Annotated in this window: 18 protein-coding genes; 10 read left to right on the top strand and 8 right to left on the bottom strand. The window is 70.6% G+C overall.

Annotated elements, in window-relative coordinates; genetic code table 11:
* Positions 1–70 precede the first annotated feature (70 nt).
* From hemB to ACFSJG_RS22705, 6 genes are all read left to right on the top strand, one after another.
* Positions 71–1,045: a porphobilinogen synthase gene (gene hemB, locus ACFSJG_RS22730; protein ID WP_378487494.1), complete on the top strand. Its 975-nt coding sequence runs from the start codon at positions 71–73 to the stop codon at positions 1,043–1,045.
* Positions 1,042–1,674 carry a hypothetical protein gene (locus tag ACFSJG_RS22725; protein WP_378487493.1) on the top strand — a complete coding sequence of 211 codons (633 nt, stop codon included), beginning with the start codon at positions 1,042–1,044 and terminating at the stop codon, positions 1,672–1,674. Before hemB ends, ACFSJG_RS22725 begins: the two co-directional genes overlap by 4 nt.
* A complete protein-coding gene (locus ACFSJG_RS22720) occupies positions 1,667–2,101 on the top strand; it encodes a hypothetical protein (RefSeq protein ID WP_378487492.1) in 435 nt (144 codons plus the stop codon). Before ACFSJG_RS22725 ends, ACFSJG_RS22720 begins: the two co-directional genes overlap by 8 nt.
* 9 nt (positions 2,102–2,110) lie before the next feature.
* Positions 2,111–2,617 (top strand): hypothetical protein, encoded by a 507-nt coding sequence (locus ACFSJG_RS22715; RefSeq protein WP_378487491.1) that lies wholly within the window; start codon positions 2,111–2,113, stop codon positions 2,615–2,617.
* Positions 2,614–2,844: a hypothetical protein gene (locus ACFSJG_RS22710; protein ID WP_378487490.1), complete on the top strand. Its 231-nt coding sequence runs from the start codon at positions 2,614–2,616 to the stop codon at positions 2,842–2,844. Before ACFSJG_RS22715 ends, ACFSJG_RS22710 begins: the two co-directional genes overlap by 4 nt.
* Positions 2,845–2,908: 64 nt before the next feature.
* Entirely contained in the window at positions 2,909–3,190 is a 282-nt protein-coding gene (locus ACFSJG_RS22705) for a metal-sensitive transcriptional regulator (RefSeq protein ID WP_378487489.1), read from the top strand.
* Positions 3,191–3,266: 76 nt separating this feature from the next.
* On the opposite strand, the gene ACFSJG_RS22700 is transcribed toward ACFSJG_RS22705, so the two are convergent.
* The 6 genes from ACFSJG_RS22700 to ACFSJG_RS22675 form a co-directional block, all read right to left on the bottom strand.
* On the bottom strand, positions 3,267–4,631 hold the full coding sequence (locus ACFSJG_RS22700; protein WP_378487488.1) for a flavin monoamine oxidase family protein: 1,365 nt from the start codon (positions 4,629–4,631) through the stop codon (positions 3,267–3,269).
* A gap of 131 nt (positions 4,632–4,762) precedes the next feature.
* Positions 4,763–6,322: an APC family permease gene (locus ACFSJG_RS22695; RefSeq protein WP_378487487.1), complete on the bottom strand. Its 1,560-nt coding sequence runs from the start codon at positions 6,320–6,322 to the stop codon at positions 4,763–4,765.
* A gap of 51 nt (positions 6,323–6,373) precedes the next feature.
* The gene (locus tag ACFSJG_RS22690; protein ID WP_378487486.1) at positions 6,374–7,258 is read right to left on the bottom strand and encodes a universal stress protein; all 885 of its coding nucleotides are present in this window, start codon (positions 7,256–7,258) and stop codon (positions 6,374–6,376) included.
* 44 nt (positions 7,259–7,302) lie between these two features.
* The gene (locus ACFSJG_RS22685; RefSeq protein ID WP_378487485.1) at positions 7,303–8,760 is read right to left on the bottom strand and encodes an NAD-dependent succinate-semialdehyde dehydrogenase; all 1,458 of its coding nucleotides are present in this window, start codon (positions 8,758–8,760) and stop codon (positions 7,303–7,305) included.
* Positions 8,761–8,793: 33 nt separating this feature from the next.
* Positions 8,794–10,134, bottom strand: a complete 1,341-nt coding sequence (gabT, locus tag ACFSJG_RS22680) for a 4-aminobutyrate--2-oxoglutarate transaminase (protein ID WP_378487484.1) — start codon at positions 10,132–10,134, stop codon at positions 8,794–8,796.
* A gap of 55 nt (positions 10,135–10,189) precedes the next feature.
* Positions 10,190–11,620: a gamma-aminobutyraldehyde dehydrogenase gene (locus ACFSJG_RS22675; protein WP_378487483.1), complete on the bottom strand. Its 1,431-nt coding sequence runs from the start codon at positions 11,618–11,620 to the stop codon at positions 10,190–10,192.
* 228 nt (positions 11,621–11,848) lie between these two features.
* Here ACFSJG_RS22675 and ACFSJG_RS22670 point away from each other — a divergent pair, with 228 nt between their 5' ends.
* On the top strand, positions 11,849–13,375 hold the full coding sequence (locus tag ACFSJG_RS22670; protein ID WP_378487482.1) for a PucR family transcriptional regulator: 1,527 nt from the start codon (positions 11,849–11,851) through the stop codon (positions 13,373–13,375).
* On the opposite strand, the gene ACFSJG_RS22665 is transcribed toward ACFSJG_RS22670, so the two are convergent.
* A complete protein-coding gene (locus tag ACFSJG_RS22665) occupies positions 13,356–16,508 on the bottom strand; it encodes an NAD-glutamate dehydrogenase domain-containing protein (RefSeq protein ID WP_378487481.1) in 3,153 nt (1,050 codons plus the stop codon). The two genes, ACFSJG_RS22670 and ACFSJG_RS22665, sit on opposite strands and share 20 nt — an antisense overlap.
* 237 nt (positions 16,509–16,745) lie before the next feature.
* Here ACFSJG_RS22665 and ACFSJG_RS22660 point away from each other — a divergent pair, with 237 nt between their 5' ends.
* A complete protein-coding gene (locus tag ACFSJG_RS22660; protein ID WP_378487480.1) occupies positions 16,746–18,197 on the top strand; it encodes a flavin-containing monooxygenase in 1,452 nt (483 codons plus the stop codon).
* A gap of 49 nt (positions 18,198–18,246) precedes the next feature.
* On the opposite strand, the gene ACFSJG_RS22655 is transcribed toward ACFSJG_RS22660, so the two are convergent.
* A complete protein-coding gene (locus ACFSJG_RS22655; RefSeq protein WP_378487479.1) occupies positions 18,247–18,618 on the bottom strand; it encodes a hypothetical protein in 372 nt (123 codons plus the stop codon).
* A 209-nt stretch (positions 18,619–18,827) separates the two neighbouring features.
* Between ACFSJG_RS22655 and ACFSJG_RS22650 the strand changes: the two genes are divergently transcribed.
* Both ACFSJG_RS22650 and ACFSJG_RS22645 read left to right on the top strand, forming a co-directional pair.
* Positions 18,828–19,985, top strand: coding sequence for a PQQ-dependent sugar dehydrogenase (locus ACFSJG_RS22650; protein WP_378487924.1), 1,158 nt, complete (start codon positions 18,828–18,830; stop codon positions 19,983–19,985).
* 25 nt (positions 19,986–20,010) lie between these two features.
* Positions 20,011–20,931: a cyclase family protein gene (locus ACFSJG_RS22645; RefSeq protein ID WP_378487478.1), complete on the top strand. Its 921-nt coding sequence runs from the start codon at positions 20,011–20,013 to the stop codon at positions 20,929–20,931.
* The last annotated feature ends 24 nt before the right edge of the window (positions 20,932–20,955 follow it).

Below are 20,955 nucleotides of genomic sequence, written 5' to 3'. Positions count from 1 at the left end.
TGCCTGTGCGCGTTTCCGGTAGCTGGGGCTACCGGAAACGCGCACATGCCCGACGAAGGAGGGCCCCACGTTGTTCCCGGCCGTACGACCCCGGCGACTGCGCGGCACCCCGGCGCTTCGCCGGCTTGTCGCCGAAACCTCACTCGAACCGAGGCATCTGGTGCTGCCGATGTTCGTCGCGGACGGCATCGAAACGCCCAGGGAGATCTCGTCCATGCCGGGGGTGTACCAGCACACCCTGGATTCCCTGCGCGCCGCGGCGACCGAGGCCGTCGAGGCCGGGGTCGGCGGGCTGATGCTGTTCGGTGTGCCGCGGCCGGAGGACAAGGACCCGAACGGCTCCGGCGCCACCGACCCCGACGGCATCCTCAACCGCGGGCTGCGGGCGCTGCGCGACGAACTCGGCGATGCCACGGTCCTGATGGCGGACACCTGCCTCGACGAGTTCACCTCGCACGGTCACTGCGGAGTCCTCACCGAGGGCGGAATCGTCGACAACGACGCCACCCTGAGTCGGTACGTGGACATGGCTGTGGCACAGGCGGAATCGGGTGCGCACCTGCTCGGTCCCAGCGGAATGATGGACGGCCAGGTCGCCGCGATCCGCGAGGGACTCGACGATGCCGGGTACACCAACACCGGGCTGCTCGCCTACTCCGCGAAGTACGCCTCGGCGTTCTACGGACCCTTCCGGGAAGCGGTCGGATCCTCGTTGGAGGGCGACCGTCGCACGTACCAGCAGGACCCGGCCAACCGTCGCGAGTCGGTGCGGGAGGTCGAACTCGACCTCGACGAGGGCGCCGACATCGTGATGGTCAAGCCCGCGATGAGCTACCTCGACGTGCTGCGGGAGGTCGCGGACCTGTCGACGGTTCCGGTTGCCGCCTACCAGATCTCGGGTGAGTACTCGATGATCACGGCCGCCGCGCAGAACGGCTGGATCGACAGGGACGCGGCGATCCTCGAATCGCTCCTGAGCATCCGCCGCGCCGGCGCCGACATCGTCCTGACCTACTGGGCGGCGGAAGTGGCGGGCCGGCTGTGACGTCGCCACAGGATCCGGTACCCCCGCAGAACCCGTGGCCGCCTCAGGGCCCGGCGCCCCAGGGGCCGTGGGGTCCGCAGAATCAGCAGTGGCCGAGTTCCCCGCCGCCGGGTCAGCAGCCGAGCGAGCCGCAGGCGGTGCCGGTCGACGTGGTCACGGCGTTCCAGTTGCTGTGCGGCGTCGCCGTTCTCGGCATCGTCAACATGATCGCGACGCTGGTCGCGGTGTACGCCGACCGCGCGACGTTCGTGGACCAGTTGCTCGCCGACATCGCCGTTCAGGATCCGTCGCTGGAGGTCGGGCGCGACACCGTGGAGACCGTGGTGATCGCCGGGCTCGGCGTGACGGCGTTGCTCGGTCTCGGCGTGACGGCTCTGTACCTGCTGTTCGTGTTCAAGATGCGGGCCGGACGGAACTGGGCGCGGATGCTCGTGACGATGATCGGTGCGCTCATGGTGGTCTTCGCGCTCCCGAGCCTGTTCGGTCTCGTCGGCGGCGGTGGCGCGGCGATCGTCTCCGGGGCCGCAGGCATCCTGCAGGCCGTGCTCTCGGTCGGGGCGATCGTGCTGCTGCACCGTGCCGAGTCGAACCGGTACTTCCTCCCTGCCTTCAAGGTTCCCGGTGAGTGAGCAGCCGGCGGTCCGGCCGCGTCTCGTCGACGTCGCGTACTGGCTGTGGCTCGTCGCGGCGGGGCTACTGGTGCTGTTCGGACTGCTTGCGCTGACCGCGTCGGGTGACACCCTGCGGACCAGCTTCGTCGAGGCCGGCGCGGAGCCGGACGTCGCCGATTCGTTGGTGACGCTGCTGCGGGGAACCGGAGTGCTCGGGATCGCCGTCGGACTCGGCACCGGCGCTCTCGCGGGACCGGTCCGGGCCGGGCATGCCGGGTTCCGGCGCGCCGAGGTCGCGCTGTCCGGCGTGTACGCCGTGATCCAGGTGCTGTCGGTGGCGGTCGGGGTGGGTCAGCCGCAGATGCTGTTGTGCGCACTGCTGATGGTGGTCGCGGGGGTGCTGGTGTACCGGCCGTCGGTGCGGGACTGGTTCGTCCGTGACTGAGGTGCGCGCGTGACCGATCGGGGGGAGCCGGGGGAGGTCGCGTTCGCGGAGCCGGGCGCCAAGTGGAACGCGGTCGCGCTCGGCCCGGCGCTCTGCGTCGTCGTGCTGGTCGCCGACATCTTCGTCGGCGCCGGGGTGCACCTGCTGGGGTTGGCGCTCTTCGCCGCGGTTCTCGCCGGGTTCGTGGCACTGCAGGTGCTCGCGGCGCGCAGGCACGCGAGCGTCGAGGTGACGGCGACGCGGCTGCGGTGTGGGTCGGAGTCGCTGGAACTCGCCGACGTCGCGGAGGTGCTGCCACCCGCGGACCCGATGGACGAGGATCTGCAGCCGTGGGAGACGGCACGGGTGCTGGGTGAGCTGTCCGGTGTGCCTCGGCGCCGGACCCCGATCGGTCTGCGACTGGTCGACGGGGGCACGGTGCGGGCATGGGCCCGCGACGGCGACCGCCTGCGGTCGGTGCTGGAGAGCGCGGTCGGCCGCGCCGGGCGCTCGGACGACGAGGGGAGCGATCGGTGACGGGTCGGCGTCGTGACGTGCTGATGGCGGGGGTGGCCGTCGTTGCCGTCGTCCTCGCGGCCTGGTGCTGGAACCAGGGGACGACGAGTACCGACTTCGCGCCGATCGTCGAGGGGGCCCCGGACTTCACCGGGACGCACTGGTCGGGGCCGTGGATCGGCGGGGCGTGCGCGGCGGTGGCGGTGGCGGGCCTGGCCGTGCTGGACATCTGGCGGCGCCGGCTCTGACGCTCGCCGGGAGGAGTGTCCTCCCGCACAGACAGATCATACCCACCGGGGGTATTCTTTGATCATGAACGGATACACGCCCGAGAAGGACGCCCTCCTCAAGCGGCTCCGCCGGATCGAGGGCCAGGTCGCCGGCATCTCGCGCATGGTCGAGGACGACCGGTACTGCATCGACATCCTCACCCAGGTCTCGGCGGTGACGAGCGCGCTGCAGTCGGTCTCCCTGAAACTGCTCGACGAGCACCTCTCGCACTGCGTCGTGGAGGCGGCCAGGCAGGGTGGCCCCGAAGCGGACGCGAAGGTGAAGGAGGCGTCCGCCGCCATCGCCCGCCTCGTCAAGTCGTAGCCGCCCACGACGCGCGGGAAAGGGTGCCGTCCGATCGAGGTGGTCGGACGGCACCCTGTCAGTGCATCCCTAGGGATCAGGCGGGCTGTGCGGCCTGGACGATCGCGGCCGCGGTACGGCGGCCCATCCGGATCGCGCCGTCGACGTGCTGGTAGCCGGCGCCGGCGATGTCCGAGCACGAGAAGTGGATCGGTCCGACCGGGGTGCGCTGGTCGCGGCCGTAGCGGTGCAGGCCACCGAGGTCGAAGCTGGACGCGTACGCGCCGCGGGTCCACTCCTCGGAGCCCCAGTCCGACTCGTAGTAGACGACGGGGTTCGTCGCAGCCGGGCCGAGGAAGCGGGCGATCGACTCGAGGATGCGGCTCTTGCGCTCCTCCTCGGACAGCTCGAACATCGCGTCGGCCTTCTCGTCCGTCACGAACGCGACCAGGGTGCCGCGGGTGTCCCCGTGGTTGGTGTTGTCGTACACCTCCTGCACGAGCGACGCGGCGCTGAAGCCGGTGCCGGACAGGCCCTCCTCACGCCAGAACGGGGTCTCGTACACGGCGTGCACCTTGATGACCAGGCCGAGGGACTGGTGCATGTGCATCTGGTGCTGGCGGCGCGGCAGCGGCGGATCGAACGACATGCGGCTGTACAGGTTCGGCGGGACCGCGAGCACGACGCGCTTCGCCTGGACCTCGATGCCGCCGTCGGCCTCGACCGTCACGCCGTCCTCGTTCCAGCGCACCATGCGCACCGGGGCGTTCAGGTGCACGTCGTCGCCGAGCTGCTCCGCGAGGCGAAGGGAGACCTGCTGCATGCCGCCGACGACGCGGCGGTCGAGGATGAAGTCCTCGTCCACGAGGTTGCTGAACGAGCCGGCCGACGCCGCCATCATCACGGCCTGCAGCGCCGAGAAGGCGTGCGCGGGCTTGGTCAGCATTCCGCCCGCGACGAACAGACCGATGTTGTTCCGGGCCTCCTCGTCGTCGGACTGGTCGGCGAGCCACCGCGCGAACGACACGGTGTCGAGCTCACGGGCGCGGGGGTGGGCCCACGGCTCCTCGGCGCCGATGGCGGCGGCAAGCTCGTCGAGGATCGCGACGAGCCGGTCCATCTCGGCCTGCGTCGCCTCGGACACCGGGAAGCTGTCACCGGAGTAGACGGTCCGCTCACCGCTCGGTGCGATGTACACCGAGTCGCCCTCGCGGTAGCGCGGGTAGGTCTCGAGGCCGAGGGTCTCCAGCGTCTCGTACAGCGCGGTCTGGTCGGGGGAGACCCACTGACCACCGATCTCGAGCATGGCTCCGTCGATGTGGCCGGTCCAGGTGCGGCCGCCGACGCGGTCGCGGGCCTCGAGGACGGCGACGGTCAGTCCGGCCTTCTTCATCTCGGTTGCGGCGGTGAGGCCGGACGGTCCGGCGCCGACGACGACGACGTCACGAGTGATTGTGGGCAAGGGAACTCCTCGATCGGAAACGGATGGCGACATCTCGAAGTGGTCGTTTGTCAATTCTCGGCGCGCCGCCCCAGCGGGACGGCGCGCCGATTCGTCGATTCTGTGGCCGGTCGACGGGCCGGAACGGCGTGTCAGGAGAGGTCTCGGCCTGCAGACACGAGGTCGTCGCCGAGTGCGGGCGTCGACCGGTTGAGCACCTCACCGCGGAAGAACTCGGGATCCCGGGCCTTCATCACGAACATCAGCACGACACCGAGGATGAGCAGGCCGAATCCCATGTAGAAGACGAGGCCGATGCCGCCGATCGCGGTTCCGCTGCCGTTCTCGGGGTTCATGCTCTCGCCGACCGAAATGACGAACACCACCAGCAGCATGATTCCGCCCAGCAGGGGGAACAGGAGCTTGAACACGAAGTTGCGGACACTGCTGAACAGCTCGTGTCGGAAGTACCAGACGCACGCGAACGCGGTGATGCCGTAGTACCAGCAGATCATGATGCCGAGTGCGGCGATCGTGTCGAGCAGGGTGTGCTCGGACAGGATCGTGACGATCGTGTAGAACGCGCCGGTCAGCACGCCTGCGACGACGGTCGCGTAGGTGGGCACCAGGAAGCGCGGGTTGATCTTCGCCAGGCGCCGGGGGAACGCGCGGTACGCACCCATGGCGAGCATGGTGCGCGCCGCCGGGAGGAACGTGGTCTGCAGGCTCGCCGCGGAGGACGCGAGGATCGCGAGGAACAGGAGCATGCCGCCCCAGTGGCCCAGGACCGGCTCGGCGAGGGAGCCGAAGACGTTCTCCGAGTTCTCCGGGTTGCCCAGTCCGAGTCCGGACTCGCCGACGCCCGCGTACATCATCGCCGCGACCGCGACCAGGAGGTAGGTGACGAGGATCGACAGTACGCTGAGCAGGCCGGCGCGGCCGGGGGTGCGCTCGGGGTCCTTGCACTCCTCGCCCAGGGTCAGGCAGGTGTCCCAGCCCCAGAACGCGAAGATCGAGCCGGTGAGGCCGACCGCGAAGGCGGCGATCGTCAGGCCGGTGAACGGGTTGAACCAGTCCAGGTCGAACGACAGGTTCGCGGGGGCGTCACCCGAGGCGACATGCGTGAACGCGACGACGACGAAGGCCAACAGGACCGCCATCTGGAAACCGACGAGGACGTACTGCACCCGCTCGCTGGTGGTGATGCCGCGGCCCGAGATCCAGGTGGCTATCGCCAGGAACACCAGGGTGGTCGCGATGTTCACCACCTTGTTCGATGCCAGGTCCGCGATGTCCGGTGCGTCGAACAACCTCGCTATGAACAGATAGAAGAACTGCACGGCGATCGCCGCGAGATTCGACAGCACGATGATCGTCGCCACGACCATGCCCCAGCCGCACATCCACCCGACGTACGGACCGAACGCCTTCGTCGACCACGTGAACGAGGCGCCGCAGTCCGGCGTGTCGCGATTGAGCTCCCGATAGGCGTACGCCGTGAGGAACATCGGGACGAACCCGGCGATGAGGATGGCGGGCATCTTCAGGCCCACCGCCGCGACGATCAGGCCGATGCTCGCGGTGAGTGTGTAACCGGGTGCGACGCACGAGATTCCGAGAACCGCTCCACTGAGCGTTCCGATCTTGTTGGTGGCCAAGCCCTTGTCGAGTTGTCCACCGGATACGACCGGTGTCGGTGATTCAGCTGCCATGGGGGTGCTCCAGATTGGGGCCCTTCGCGGGTGCGAGTGAGCGAGACGGATCTAGGTGTCGAGGTGGTCGGCCGACTTCGGGACGACGACCATGGGAACGGGCAGGACGCGCAGCATCTTCGATGCCGTCGACCCGAGGAACAGTCGGTGTTGCTGTGCGAGCCGGCTCGAGCCGACGAGGACGATGTCGCCCTCGTGCCACGTCAGGGTGCCGACGGCCGATTCGACGGAGTCGCCCTCTGCGAGTTCGGATGTCACGCGGATGCTGCCGTCGTCGATCAGTTCTCGTGACCGGTCCAGCACCGTCCGGGTGTGGGCCACGGCGGCGTCGTGGGCGGCGCGATGGTCGTCGGCGCTGCCCGGGTGCCGGTCCACGGCGACCAGGGACACCAGTCGGAGCGGCGTGTCCATGCGTTCACACGCGCGAGTTGCGGTGCGCAGCAGCACGTCCGCGCCCTCGCGGTCGCCGATCGCGCAGGTGACCTCGCGGACCTGCGCGACATCGTGCGTGCGGGTTCCGCGTGGCGCGAGCGCGATCGGCACGTGCGACGAGTGCAGCAGGCTGCTCGCGACGGTGCCGATGCCGTGCCGTCCGATCACGCCGTCACCGGCCGCGCCGACGACGATGGCCTGCGCGCCGAGCCGCTGCGCCTCGGCGATCAGACCCTGGGCGAACGAGTCGTCGAAGCACACGTGCACCTCGACGTCGACGTCACCGGGGACCGCGACGCGAGCCTCGGCGAGCCAGCGGTTCGCCTGCTGCACCAGCACGCTGTCGTAGCCGGGGTCGGTCGGCACCCGGGTGGGCACCGGCCGGTCCGGCGGGACGACCATGCAGATGTCGAGTCCGGCTTTCAGGCTGCGCGCGAGGCGCACACCGAGGGCCAGTCCGTCCGCACCGCTGGGAGTGGCGAGATAGCCGACCACCAGGCGCATGACAACTCCGTTCGGGTAGTGGGGGATTCAGGCGTGCGGGCTGCTCAGGACGACAGCGCGATGTACTTGGTCACGAGGTACTCCTCGATGCCCTCGACACCGCCCTCGCTCCCGAGGCCCGACTGCTTGACCCCGCCGAACGGTGCGGCCGGATCGGAGATCACCCCACGGTTGACGCCGACCATCCCGGAGTCGAGCGCCGACGACACCCGCATCGCGCGGTCCAGGTCGCGGGTGTAGAAGTACGCGGCCAGGCCGTACTCGGTGGCGTTCGCGGCCGCGATCGCCTCGTCCTCGGTGTCGAAGCCGCGGATCACCGCGACCGGTCCGAAGATCTCCTCGCGGACGATTCGGGCGTCCGCGGGAACCTCGTCGAGCACGGTGGGCTGGTAGAACCAGCCGGGTCCGTCGACGACGCTGCCGCCGGTCCGCACGCGGGCACCCGCCGCGATCGCCTCGTCGACGAGGGACGCGACCGAGTTGCGCTGCTTCTCGTTCACCAGCGGGCCGAGCTGCGAGTCGTCGAGGTGGCCGGGGCCGACCTTGGTCGCCGCGATCCGCGCGGTGAGCGCCGCAGTGAACTCCTCACGCACGTCGTTGTGCACGAGGAAACGGTTCGCCGCGGTGCACGCTTCGCCGCCGTTGCGCATCTTCGCCGCCATGGCGCCCTCGACGGCACTGTCGATGTCAGCGTCCTCGAAGACGATGAACGGGGCGTTGCCGCCGAGCTCCATGGACGTGCGGAGAACCTGGTCGGCGGACTGCTCGATGAGCAGCTTGCCGACCCGGGTGGAACCCGTGAAGGTCACCTTCCGCAGTCGCGGGTCCGCCAGCAGCGGCGCGGTGACGGCGGCCGCGTTGGCGGTCGGGAGCACCGAGAGCACACCCGCGGGCAGCCCGGCCTCGGCGAAGATCTCGGCCAGCAGCAGCATCGTCAGCGGGGTGTCCTCCGCGGGCTTGACGATGATCGTGCAGCCCGCGGCGAGCGCGGGACCGATCTTCCGGGTGCCCATCGCCAGCGGGAAGTTCCACGGGGTGACGGCCAGGCACGGGCCGACCGGCTCCTTGGTCACGAGGATCCGGCCGTTGCCGGAGGGCGCCTGCGTGAACCGGCCCTGGATCCGCACCGCCTCCTCGCTGAACCAGCGCAGGAACTCGCTGCCGTAGACGACCTCGCCGCGGGCCTCGGGCAGCGTCTTGCCCATCTCGAGCGTCATGAGCAGCGCGAGGTCCTCGGTACGCGCCACGACCAGTTCCCACGCCCGACGCAGCATGACGGACCGCTCCCGTGGAGACGTGGCCGCCCACTCCGCCTGGACGCGGCAGGCCGCGTCCAGGGCCGCGAGTGCATCCTTGCCGGTCGCATCGGCGACCTCGGCGATGCGCTCACCGGTCGCCGGGTTCAACACCTCGAAGGTGCCGCCGTCGACGGAATCGGCTGCGGCGCCGTCGATCCAGAGCCGGGTCGGGACGGAGGCGAGGAGGCTGTCGATGCTGTTCATGATCGGTCCTGTTCGGAAGAGGCGGACGTGGGGTCAGACTGCTGCGCGGATCGCGTTCTCGATGACGGTGAGCGCGTCGTCGAGCAGTTCGTCACCGATGACCAGCGGCGGCAGCAGTCGGATGACGTTGCCGTAGGTGCCGCAGGTCAGCAGGATGACGCCCTGCTCGAGGGCGCGGGCCGCGATGTCCTTGGTGAGTGCGGCATCGGGCTCGCCGGTGCCGGGCTCGACCAGCTCGACGGCGAGCATGGCGCCGCGACCGCGGACCTCTCCGATCGCCGGAACCTCCTCGGCGAGCGCCAGCAGGCGCGTCGTGGCGACCTCACCGATGTGGCGGGCGCGGCCGGGCAGGTCGTACTCGCGCATGCTGTCGATCGCGGCGAGTGCGGCGGCGCAGGCGACCGGGTTGCCGCCGTAGGTGCCGCCGAGGCCACCGGGGTGCACCTTGTCGAGCAGGTCGGCACGGCCCGTGATCGCGGACAGCGGCATGCCGCCCGCGATGCCCTTGGCCATGGTGATGATGTCCGGGACGATGCCCTCGGCGTCGCAGGCGAACCAGTCGCCGGTACGGGCGAAGCCGGACTGCACCTCGTCGGCGATGAACACCACGCCGTTCTCGCGTGCCCACTCGACGAGCGTCGGGAGGAAGCCCTCGGCCGGGACGATGAAGCCGCCCTCGCCCTGGATCGGCTCGATGATGATCGCGGCGAGCGACTCGGCGCCGATCTGCTTCTCGATCTGGGTGATCGCCCGGCGCGCGGCCTGCTCACCGGTCAGGCCCGGCTGGTCGCGGAACGGGTAGGACATCGGCATCCGGTAGACCTCGGGAGCGAACGGGCCGAAGTTGGTCTTGTAGGGCATCGACTTGGCAGTGAGCGCCATCGTCAGGTTGGTACGGCCGTGATAGGCGTGGTCGAAGGCGACGACCGCGTCCCTGCCGGTCGCCAGGCGCGCGACCTTGATCGCGTTCTCGACGGCCTCGGCGCCCGAGTTGAACAGCACCGTGCGCTTCTCGTGATCACCGGGGGTCAGCGCGGCGAGTTCCTCGGCGACCTGGATGTAGCTCTCGTACGGCGTGACCATGAAGCAGGTGTGGGTGAACCGGGAGGCCTGTGCGGCGACGGCGGCGGCGACCTTCGGGTCGGACGCGCCGACGTTGGTGACGGCGATGCCGGAGCCCATGTCGATCAGGGAGTTGCCGTCGACGTCGACGATCACGCCGCCATCCGCGTCGGCCGCGTAGACCGGGACGCTGGATCCGACGCCTGCCGCGACGGCGGCGCGGCGCCGCTCGGTGAGCTCGGCGGACTTGGGGCCGGGCAGGGGGGTGACGAGGGCGCGCTTCTGGGGCAGGCGGTACTCGATGGTGCTCATTCGGGTCTTTCCTTCGGAATCTATTGTGCGAAAAGGTGAATCGGTGAGTACGGCGTCAGTCGTGAGAGCTCATCACGTGCTTGAGGCGGGTGTAGTCCTCGACGCCGTAGGCGGACAGGTCCTTGCCGTAGCCGGACTGCTTGAAGCCACCGTGCGGCATCTCGGCGACCAGCGGGATGTGGCAGTTGATCCACACCGCGCCGGAGTCGAGCGCGACGGACATGCGCTGGACGGTGCCGTGGTCCCGGGTCCACACGCTCGCGGCCAGGCCGTAGTCGACGCCGTTCGCCATCTCGATCGCCTGCTCCTCGTCGGAGAACGACTGAACGGTGATCACCGGCCCGAACGTCTCCTCCTGCACGATCGCGTCGTCCTGCGCGACGTCGGTGACGATCGTGGGGGCGAAGAAGAAGCCGGTGTCGCCGATCCGGTTGCCGCCGGTGCGCACCTTCGCGTGGCTCGGCAGCGAGGCGATCTTCTCGACCACCCGCCCGAAGTGCGCGGCGTTGTTGAGGGGGCCGTAGAACGCATCCGGGTCGTCGGGGAGTCCGGGGGCCAGGGCCTCGGCCTTCGCGACGAGCGCGTCGACGAACGCGTCGTGGACGGACTCGTGCACCAGCACGCGCGTCGCGGCGGTGCAGTCCTGGCCGCCGTTGAAGATGCCGGCTTCGGCGATGCCGCCCGCCGCCTTGTCGATGTCGGCGTCGGCGAACACGACGGCGGGTGCCTTGCCGCCGAGCTCGAGGTGGGCGCGCTTGACCTGCTTGGCGGCGGACACCGCGACCGCGATGCCGGCGCGGACCGAGCCGGTGATCGATACCAGGCCGAGGGCCGGGTGCTCGACGAGGGAGGCGCCGGTGGCGGCGTTGCCGAGGATCACGTTGAGGACGCCGTCGGGCAGGATGCCCTGCGACAGGCGGGCGAGCACGAGCGTGCTCTCCGGGGTGGTGTCACTCGGCTTGAGGACCACGGTGTTGCCTGCGGCGAGCGCGGGACCGATCTTCCAGATCGCCATCATGAACGGGTAGTTCCACGGGGTGACCTGCCCGACCACGCCGATCGGCTCACGCCGCACGTAGGAAGTGAAGCCCTCCATGTACTCGCCGGCGGACTTGCCCTCGAGCAGGCGGGCGGCACCGGCGAAGAAGCGGAGCTGGTCGGCGCCGACCTTGACCTCTTCGGCGGCGACGACGGCCTTGGGCTGGCCGGTGTTGCGGCACTGCGCCTCGACGATCTCGTCGGTGTGCGCCTCGATCGCGTCGGCGAGGGCCAGGAGGGCGGTCTGGCGCCGGCCGGGGGTGGTCCGGCCCCAGGTGCGGAAGGCCCGCTGGGCCGCGGCGACGGCGGCGTCGACGTCGGCGTCGGTGGAGACCGGCGTCCGGGCGACGACGGTCTCGTCCACCGGGTTCACGAGGTCGATGGTTTCGCTCGACGACGACTCCACGAATGCGCCGTCGATGTAGTTCTTCAGCAGGTCGATCGTCATCGTGGTCGGTCCTCTCGAACGGTTGGGCGGCGCCGTGGTGGACGTGACGGCCCGCCGTGACGGGATCCGGACGGCGGCGCCGCACGAACCTCCTCGTGGTGGTCCTCTAAATGTGCGGTGCTTCACAACTCCGGACATCTGCCAGAATGTCGAGTGAGGTCAGGTCGGATTCGCCAATTCGTCGTGGTGGGTCCGTGGAACGAGCACCCGCGGGTGACTGGAGGCGTGATGGCCCTTCCCGTCAGGTGGTTGCTGTCGCAACCCGAGCTCGCCCTGAAACTGCTGGCGGGCACGACCGGGCTCGACGCCGACGTGACCTTCGTGGTCACCACCGAGTTGAGCGACCCGGCCCGCTGGCTCTCGGGTGGCGAGTTGCTGCTCACCACGGGGATCTCGTTGCCCTCGTCCGCGGTGGACCGCCGCGCCTACCTGCAGAAGATCGCCGAGTGCGGGGTCGCGGCGGTGGGGTTCGGTGTGGGTCTGTCCCACCCGTCGGTCCCCGAGGACCTCGTCGCGGCGGCCGACGAGTTCGGCCTCCCGCTGATCGAGGTGCCCCTGCCGACGCCGTTCGTGGCGGTGGCGAAGAAGGTCACCGAACGTCTCGCGGAACTGCGGTACGAGTCGATGCTGCGGGCGTCGCGAGCACAGCCCCGGATGACCCGTTCCGCAATCCAGGGCGGCGTGTACGCGACCATTCGCGAGCTGTCGGTGGCCTGTTCGGCGACCGTGCTGCTGATGGATCCGTCCATGCGGGTCATCGAGGCGTACCCGGAGGGCGTCGACGACGCCGTCGTCGCCGAGGTCGCGGATCTGGCCGCGAGTGGATCGGGATCGGTCGCGAGCAGTGTCGCGCGGAGCAGCAGCGGCGCGACGGTCGCGGTGCAGGTCATCACCGGCGGAAACGTCGTGCACGGCTACCTGGCCGCGATCAGCGACAGCTCGCTCGGGCACGTGGAACAGATCCTGCTCGGTCACGCGAACTCGTTGCTGGCCTTGGACTTCGAGAAGCCGCACCGGCTGCGTGCCGCGCAGAACCGGCTCAACAGCGAGGCGATCGGACTGCTGCTGTCCACCGAGATCGACCTCGCGCCCGCGCGGACGCAGGTGCGGCAGGCCGCCGACAGCGACGGCCGGGTGCGGGCGATGACGGTGCTGTGCGACTCCGAGTCCGCCGCCGAACGGGTCGCAGTGATCGTCGACGCGATCATGGCCGCCGAGGCCCGCCAGACGTTCGTCCGGCGCGACGGCACCAGGGTGACCGCACTGCTCCGCGGGCGGGACGAGCCCGACGTCGCGCAGCGGCTCCTGCAGGACCTCGGTTCCCGGCAGGCGAAGTCGGTACGGATCGGACTGAGCACCGCGCAGTCCGTCGACGACGTGACCGACGCGGTGCAGCAGTCGGTGCTCACCGCGTCGGCCGCGGCCTACGGTGGGCGCCCGGTCGAGTTCGAATCCGTCACCGGCAGTGCGCTGTTGACGTTCCCGGAGTCGCGGCGCGTCCTCGACGCGCTGGCCCGGACCATGATCACGCCGCTCGTCGAACACGACCGCGTGCACGGCACCGACCTGGAGCTGTCGCTACGCGCCTACCTCGAGGCGAACGGCCACTGGGAATCGGCCGCCGCGACGATCGGCATCCACCGCCACACGCTCCGCAGCCGCATCGCGCGGATCGAGGACCTGCTCGGCTGCGACCTCGACGTGGCGCGGGTGCGTGCGGAGCTGCTGCTGGCGATCATCGCCCGGCAGGCGTGACCGCCGTCCGGACTGCGAGCGCGAGCTCCGCGCTGACCACGCACCCGCGGACCCCGTCCGCCCGGCCCTCGCTGCGGAGTTCGCCGATCATCGTGGTCAGCCGTGCGGAGCCGGTCGGGTTCGATTCGCGCCACCGGTCGACGGCTTCCGCGACCGGTTCCTCGGCGCCGAGATCGGACAGCAGCACCTCGACGAGTGCATGCCAGCGCTCCTGGAGTTCGTCGGCGACGACGTCCGCGGCCATCGTGTCCCAGTACCCGGCCTTACCGTCGGGCGACATCGCGGTGCACAGCCAGTCCAGGCCGAGCCCGGAGCCGAGCTCGCGATACGCCTGCGCGGCACGGGTCACGTGATGGCCGGTGCGTTCCGCCGCGTCCGCCAGCGCGGGCGCCTGTGCCAGCACCCGGAGGGTGGCGAGGTCGGATTCGAGCCGCCCGGACAGCCGGGGCAGTGCGGCGCCGAGACCCGCGACTGCGTCCGCGAGCCGCGCGCCGTCCACTGCCGGTCCGTGCCCGCCGCGGCGTGCCCGCAGCAGCCACGACGTGGCCCGCTCGATCAGCTCCTGGACGCCGGACAGCAGGTCGAGTCGGGTCTGCCTGCCGATGTCCGGGATGGCGAGGACGTCGTTCCAGAGGCGGTCGACGTCGAACGCGGACCGGACCACCGCGTACGCGGTGACGATCTCGGCCGTGGTCGCGCCTGCCCGCTCCTCGAGCCTGTGGATGAACCCTGGCCCGACCCGGTCGATCAGCTGGTTCGCGACCACCACCGCGACGATCTCGCGCGCCACACGGTGCCCGCGCAGGTCCGGCCCGACGACCTCCCGGATCCGTGCCGGGAAGTACTCGTCGAGCAGCCCGTCGAACGCCGGATCGTCCAGATCGGCGGAGTCGAGAAGCTCGCTGCGGACGAGGTTCTTGGAGCGGGCGAGCAGGACCGCGATCTCGGGGCGGACGAGGCCGACGCCCGCGCGCCGGCGCGCGGCCAGCTCGGTGCGGGACGGGAGGACGTCCGCGGCCCGATCGATGCTGGTGGCGTCCTCGAGGTTCTCGATGAGGCGCTCGTGGCGGCTGAGCAGGAACGAGGCGTTCGCCTCGGCGAGGCTGATCGCCAGTGTCTGCCGGTCACAATCGTCCAGGACCGAGCGAGCGATGTCGTCGGACACGTCGGCGAGCAGCGCGTCGCGCGCCGCGGCGGTGAGCGCACCCTTGTGCACCGCGGTGTCGAGCGCGATCTTGAGGTTCACCTCGCGGTCGGAGGTGGCGACCCCGGCTGCGTTGTCGATGAAGTCGGCGTTGACGCGTCCGCCCGCGAGTGCGTACTCGACCCGTGCGCGTTGCGTCAGGCCGAGGTTGCCGCCCTCGCCGATCGACCGGCAGCGCAGCGTGTCGGCGTCGACCCGGACCACGTCGCTCGCCGGATCGGCAGCGTCGGAGTGCGACTCCACGGACGCCTTGACGTACGTCCCGATTCCGCCGTTCCACAGCAGGTCCACCTCGGCGCGCAGCAGGGCACGGATCACCTCGTGCGGCGCCAGTTCGGTGGCGTCGACGCCGAGACGGCGCCGGACCTGCGGGGACAGCGGGATCGACTTCGCCGTCCGCGGCCACACGCCGCCGCCGGGGGAGATGACGGTGCGGTCGTAGTCGTCCCAGCTGCTGCGCTCGAGGCCGGCGAGGCGTTCGCGCTCGAGGTACGAGTGCTCGGTGTCCGGGTCGGGGTCGAGGAAGACGTGCCGGTGGTCGAACGCGCCGACGAGACGGATCTGCCGGGACAGCAGCATGCCGTTGCCGAACACGTCGCCCGACATGTCACCGACGCCCACGACGGTGAAGGCGTCGGTGTCGACGTCGATGCCTGCCTCCGCGAGGTGACGGCGCACCGAGCACCAGGCGCCGCGGGCGGTGATGCCCATCTTCTTGTGGTCGTAGCCCGTCGCGCCACCGGAGGCGAATGCGTCACCGAGCCAGAAGCCGCGACCGAGGGCGATGCCGTTGGCGAGGTCCGAGAACCGGGCGGTGCCCTTGTCCGCGGCGACCACCAGGTAGGGGTCCGGTCCGTCGTGGACGACGGTCTCGGGCGGGTGCACGGTGACGCCGTCGACGACGTTGTCGGTCACGTCGAGGAGTGCCCCGACGAAGGCCGAGTACGCGGCCTCGACTTCGGCCGCGGTCGGGTCCGCCGTGCCGCGCACCACGAACGCGCCCTTCGCGCCGATCGGCACGATCAGCGAGTTCTTCACGACCTGCGTGCGCATCAGTCCGAGGACCTCGGTCCGGAAGTCGTCGCGGCGGTCGGACCAGCGCAGGCCGCCGCGCGAGATCGGCCCGCCCCGCACGTGGCTGCCTTCCACGCCGGGGGCGTGGACGAAGATCTCCCGGTACGGGACGACCGACGCGGGCAGGGACACTCGGGAGGGGTCGAGTTTCAGTGCGATCGGGGCGCCCGCCTGCACGTGCGGCCGGAACCAGTTGGTGCGCAGCGTCGCCGACACGACCGACCAGAGTCCACGCAGCAGCCGGTCCTCGTCGAGGGTCGTCGTCGCCGCGACCGCGGACGTCAGCGTGTCCTCCGCGGCCGCGACGTCGGCGTCCCGGTCGCCGGGCACCGGTGCGAAGCGGGCCCGGAACAGTGCCACGAGCGCCCGCGTGTAGGCCGGTCGCGCGGCGAGCAGGTCGACGACCGACGTGGTGGACAGCTCGAGTCCGGACTGCCGGGCGTAGCGGGCGAGTGCGCGGACGAGCACGGCCTCGCGCCACGGCAGGCCGGCGGTCGCGACGAGCCGGAGGTAGCCGTCCACCTCGACGGCACCGGTCGTCGCGGCGACGAAGGCGTCCGACACCAGTGCCTCGGTCACCGCGTCCCACTCGGCCGCTCCGGTGCGGAAGGTGAACCGGTGGACGGACTCGCGGTCGGAGGAGACGAGGTCGTGGGTGGCCACGCACAGGTCGAGGTGGGCGAAGGTCTCCACCAGGTCGGCGAGGAGGGGCGCGTCACCGTGCGGCCAGACGACCTCGGCCTGCAGCGTGTTCCCGGCTCCGGACGTCGTGGAGAACCTCAAGGACGGCTGGTCGACGACGGTGCCGGCAGAGAGGGGACCGTCGGCGGCGACCGACGTCAGGGTGCGACTCATGTGACTCCTCGAGGCGAATGTGCTTGGCGCAAGTCTTCTCGGGGGGAGATGTGTGCCACATCCGCCACAACGGAGTGTGTCGCAGGTGGGGGGACTCCCTTTCGTCGAACTGTCGGGGTTTCCCGAGGTCGCGGACTGTACGAATCGGTGCACGATCGGCGGCGGCGGTCTCGCGTCCGGCGAGGTGGCGTTGTCAGTTACTTGCAGTCACACCTGTAACTTGAACAGTGTTCAAGTGTGGCTGTGGAGTGGAACGACGCGACGATGACGACCCGGGTGCTGGTGATCGGAGCCGGGTTCGCCGGACTCGGGATGGCCGCCGGGCTGCAGGCCGCGGGAATCGACGACTTCCTCGTCCTGGAGCGGGCGGCGGATCTCGGCGGCGTCTGGCGCGACAACACCTACCCCGGCGCCGCGTGCGACGTCCCGTCGGTGCTCTACTCCTACTCCTTCGCGCGGGGTGACGGCTGGAGTGCGGCACGGGCCCGGCAGCCGGAGATCCTGGACCACCTGCGCGCGCTTGCACGCAGCTTCGCCGATCACATCGAGTACGGCGCCGAGGTGGTCCGCGGCGACTGGGACGAGGACGCCGCCCGGTGGCGGGTGACGACCGCGGACGGCCGCACGTTCGAGGCCCGGATCCTGGTCGCCGCGACCGGCGCGCTGAACCTGCCCAAGAGGCCCCGGATCCCCGGCGCCGACACCTTCGCCGGGCCGGCGCTGCACACCGCGGACTGGGACGATTCCGTCGACCTCGACGGCAGACGGGTCGCGGTGGTCGGGACCGGAGCTTCCGCTGCACAGCTCGTCCCCGCGATCGCGGCCCGCGCACGGACACTCGACGTCTACCAGCGGAGCCCGGCGTGGGTACTGCCCCCGATGGGATCCGCGGCACCGCGCCTGCCCCGCCTGGCCCGACTCGCCTGGTACTGGCGCGCGGAGGCCACGGCACCGGCGTACGCGGGATCGACCGTGGCGTCCGCGCTCCTGCGCAGGCGGGCGATGCGGCACCTGCAGGCACAGGTCTCCGATCCCGGCCTGCGGCAGGTGCTCACACCCGATCACCGCATCGGGTGCAAACGGATCGTTCGCTCGGACGACTACCTTCCGGCGATGGCGCGGGAGACCACGACGGTGGTGACGGACCCGATCGACCGGATCGAGCCCGGCGGCATCGTCACCTCGGACGGGATCGCCCGGCCCGCCGATGTCCTGGTGTACGCGACCGGCTTCCGGGTGGCCGGATCGCTGGCCGCGCTGCCGTTGACCGGCCGGGGCGGGACGACGTTGCAGGAGCGGTGGATGCGCGACGGCGTCCGCACCCATCTCGGGATCACCGTCTCCGGGATGCCGAATCTGTTCCTGCTGTCGGGTCCGAACACCGGTCTCGGCCACAATTCGATCGTGTTCATGATCGAGTCGCAGATCCGGTACGTCCTCGACGCGATCCGGGAACTGGACCGGGTGGGTGCCGCGGCGCTCGACGTGCGGGAGGACGTGCAGGCCGCGTCGGACGCTGAGGTGCAGGGGCGGCTCCGGCGCTCGGTGTGGAGTGACGGTGGTTGCAGCAGTTGGTATCTCGACCGCGGTGGCCGCAATCACGCGCTGTGGCCGGGATTCTCGTGGCGGTACCGGCTGAGAACGCGTCGCGTGCGACTGCGGGAACACCACCTCGTCGGGGCGGGGTGACCCCCGGGTCCCGTGGCCCGCGCCGGGTACTCGGACGGGACGAGACCCCTCAGCTCACCGCCGTCTCCACCACGACAACCCCGATCATCCAGGTCGCGACGATCACCACGGCGGCGGCGATCGGCCAGAGGAACATCCACCCACCGCGTCGGTGGGAGCGTGCGATCCCGGCCCCGGCGGTCACCAGGGCCACCACGATCCCGGTCCAGGCGAACACCGTTGCGGTGTAGACCGCGCCGAGTCTGCAGTCGTCGCGGCAGTTGACGGTCGCCATCTGGAACAGCGCCGCCAGGACGAACGCGTAGAAGGCCAGCACCAACACGGCGACGGACAGCACCGCCGTTGCGGCGGCATCGGCCCGACGTCGGTTCCGCAACGGGTTCGGGCTGCGTGGTGGTGGGACGGGAGGCCGGGACGTCATGGGGACTCTCCTTCCAGGGCAGGGACTCGTCACAGGGTCAGATGCCGCGGCGCGGTGCGAAGTTCCCAGCCGGCGTCGATTCCTCACGGGTATCCGGCCCACCATCCGTTAGGGTTGGCCAGAATTTGCGAGACGAAACGAGTGGCGCCTACGTGACGGGGGTTCGGACTGTGAGGGCATTCGGAGTCGGCGCGGTACTCGGCGCGGTGATGGTGGTCGGCACGGCGCAGGCTGCGGGCGCTCAGCCCGCGCCGGTCGTCCCGGGACCGGCACTCTCGGTGACCACCGTCCTGGACGGGCTGTCCAAGCCGTGGGACGTGGTGCAGGCGCCCGACGGCGCGGTGCTCACCGGCGAACGCTCGGGCAGGTTCGTGGTGTCGCGGCCCGACGGCTCCACCGGAGAGGTCACGGCCGACCTGTCGGATCTGTTCGTGGCAGGCGAGACCGGGCTGATGGGCATCGCGTTGTCCCGCGACTTCGCGGCCAACCGCACCCTCTACACCTGCCAGGGACACCAGAATCCCGGCCCGGCCGGCCCGGCCGGATCGCTCGACACCGGATCGCTCGGGACGGGTTCCGGTGGCGGTGCCGGACGCGACGTTCGAGTGGTGTCCTGGACCGTGGACGAGAACTGGACGCAGCTCACCCGCGGAGCCGACGTGCTCACAGGACTGCCGGTGGGCCCGACCGGCAGGCACGGCGGCTGCCGCGTACTCGCGCATCCCGACGGCACCCTGTACATCGGTGCGGGCGACTCGGCGTCGCCGACCGTCCCTCAGGATCCGGCGTCGCTCGGCGGCAAGGTCCTGCACGTCAACACCGACGGGACACCTGCCGCCGGCAACCCGGATCCCGGCAGTCCGGTGTTCACACTCGGTCACCGCAACGTCCAGGGGTTGGCGCTGCAGCCGGGCACCGGACGCCTTTACGGCATCGAGCAGGGCACCCGCGCAGACGACGAAGTGAATCTCCTGACCGCGGGCGGCAACTACGGCTACCGGCCCGACCGCAATCCGCTCGTCTACGACGAGTCCGTGCCGATGACCGATCCGGACCGGGTTCCGGGAGCAATTGCGGCTGTGTGGAGTTCGGGTGCACCGACCATTGCCACACCCGGTGGCACCTTCCTCGACGGCGCGAGCTGGGGGGAGTGGGCCGGAACGCTCGTCGTCACCAGCCAGCAGGCGAAGAAGCTGGTGCTGCTGCGGCTCGCCGCCGACGGCCGGTCGGTCACCGAGCAGTCGGTGGCACTGGAGGGGCAGTTCGGCAGGCTGCGGTCGGCGACCCTCGCGTCGGACGGCGCGCTGTTGCTCACCACGGACAACGGGTCGGGCGACAAGGTCCTGCGCGTCACGCTCGCGTCCTGACCCGACGAGTGATGGGAGTGGCGCCATGTGCTCACCCGACGTGATGGCGCAGGTGCAGGCGACGATCGAGCGGGACTCACGTCGCTCGGGGATACGTCGCCGCGACCTGTTCGGCGCGGCCGGACTCGCGGCGCTGGGCGCGCTCGCGGCGCCGCGGGTCGCGGCTGCGGCACCGGTGTCGATCTCGGGCACGGTCGTGGACCTCACACACACCCTGACGCCCGATTTCCCGGTGTGGCCTGGCAATCCGCAGTTCGCGATGCGCCCGGTCGCGCGGATCGGCGGGATCGGCTCCGTGGACGCCGGCTCGGTGGGCTCCGGCTCCGTCGACACCGGATCGCTGGGCTCAGCCGACCCCGCGAGCGGATTCGCCGTCAACGAACTCACCTACTGGGAGCACACCGGAACACACCTCGATGCCCCGGCGCACAAGATCGTGGGCGGGGCGACGGCGGAGGTGCTGCCGGTGGCCGACTTCGTCGCCCCCGTCGTGGTCGTCGACATCGCGGCCAAGGCGGGCGCCGATGCCGACGCCGTCCTCACCGTCGCCGACCTGCAGGACTGGGAGAGTGCGCACGGCCGCATCCCCGCCCGCGCGCTCGTCGCCATGTACTCGGGTTGGGAGGCGCGGCTCGCCGTCCCCGGTGCCTTCGCGAACCTCGACGCACTGGGCGTGCCGCACGCCCCGGGCTTCGATCCCGACGCGGTGGACTTCCTCGTCGCCGAGCGCGACATCGTCGGGATCGGCGTCGACACCCTCAGCCTCGACCACGCGAGCAGCCGTGACCACGGCGCCCACGTCGCCTGCCTCGGTGCGGGCCGCTACGGCATCGAGGCGCTTGCGAACCTCGACACGATCCCACCGGTCGGCGCGACCGTGGTCGTCGGTGCGCCGAAACACGTTGCGGCGACCGGTGGTCCGTGCCGAGTGCTGGCCCTACTCTGATTCGTCACCTCGGTTCCGAGGGGA

This window comes from Rhodococcus gannanensis (genome assembly GCF_042681175.1).
Classification (GTDB): Bacteria; Actinomycetota; Actinomycetes; order Mycobacteriales; family Mycobacteriaceae; genus Rhodococcus_G; species Rhodococcus_G gannanensis.
Note: the sequence above shows the minus strand (reverse complement) of the source record. Positions and strands in the feature narration are given on the sequence as shown.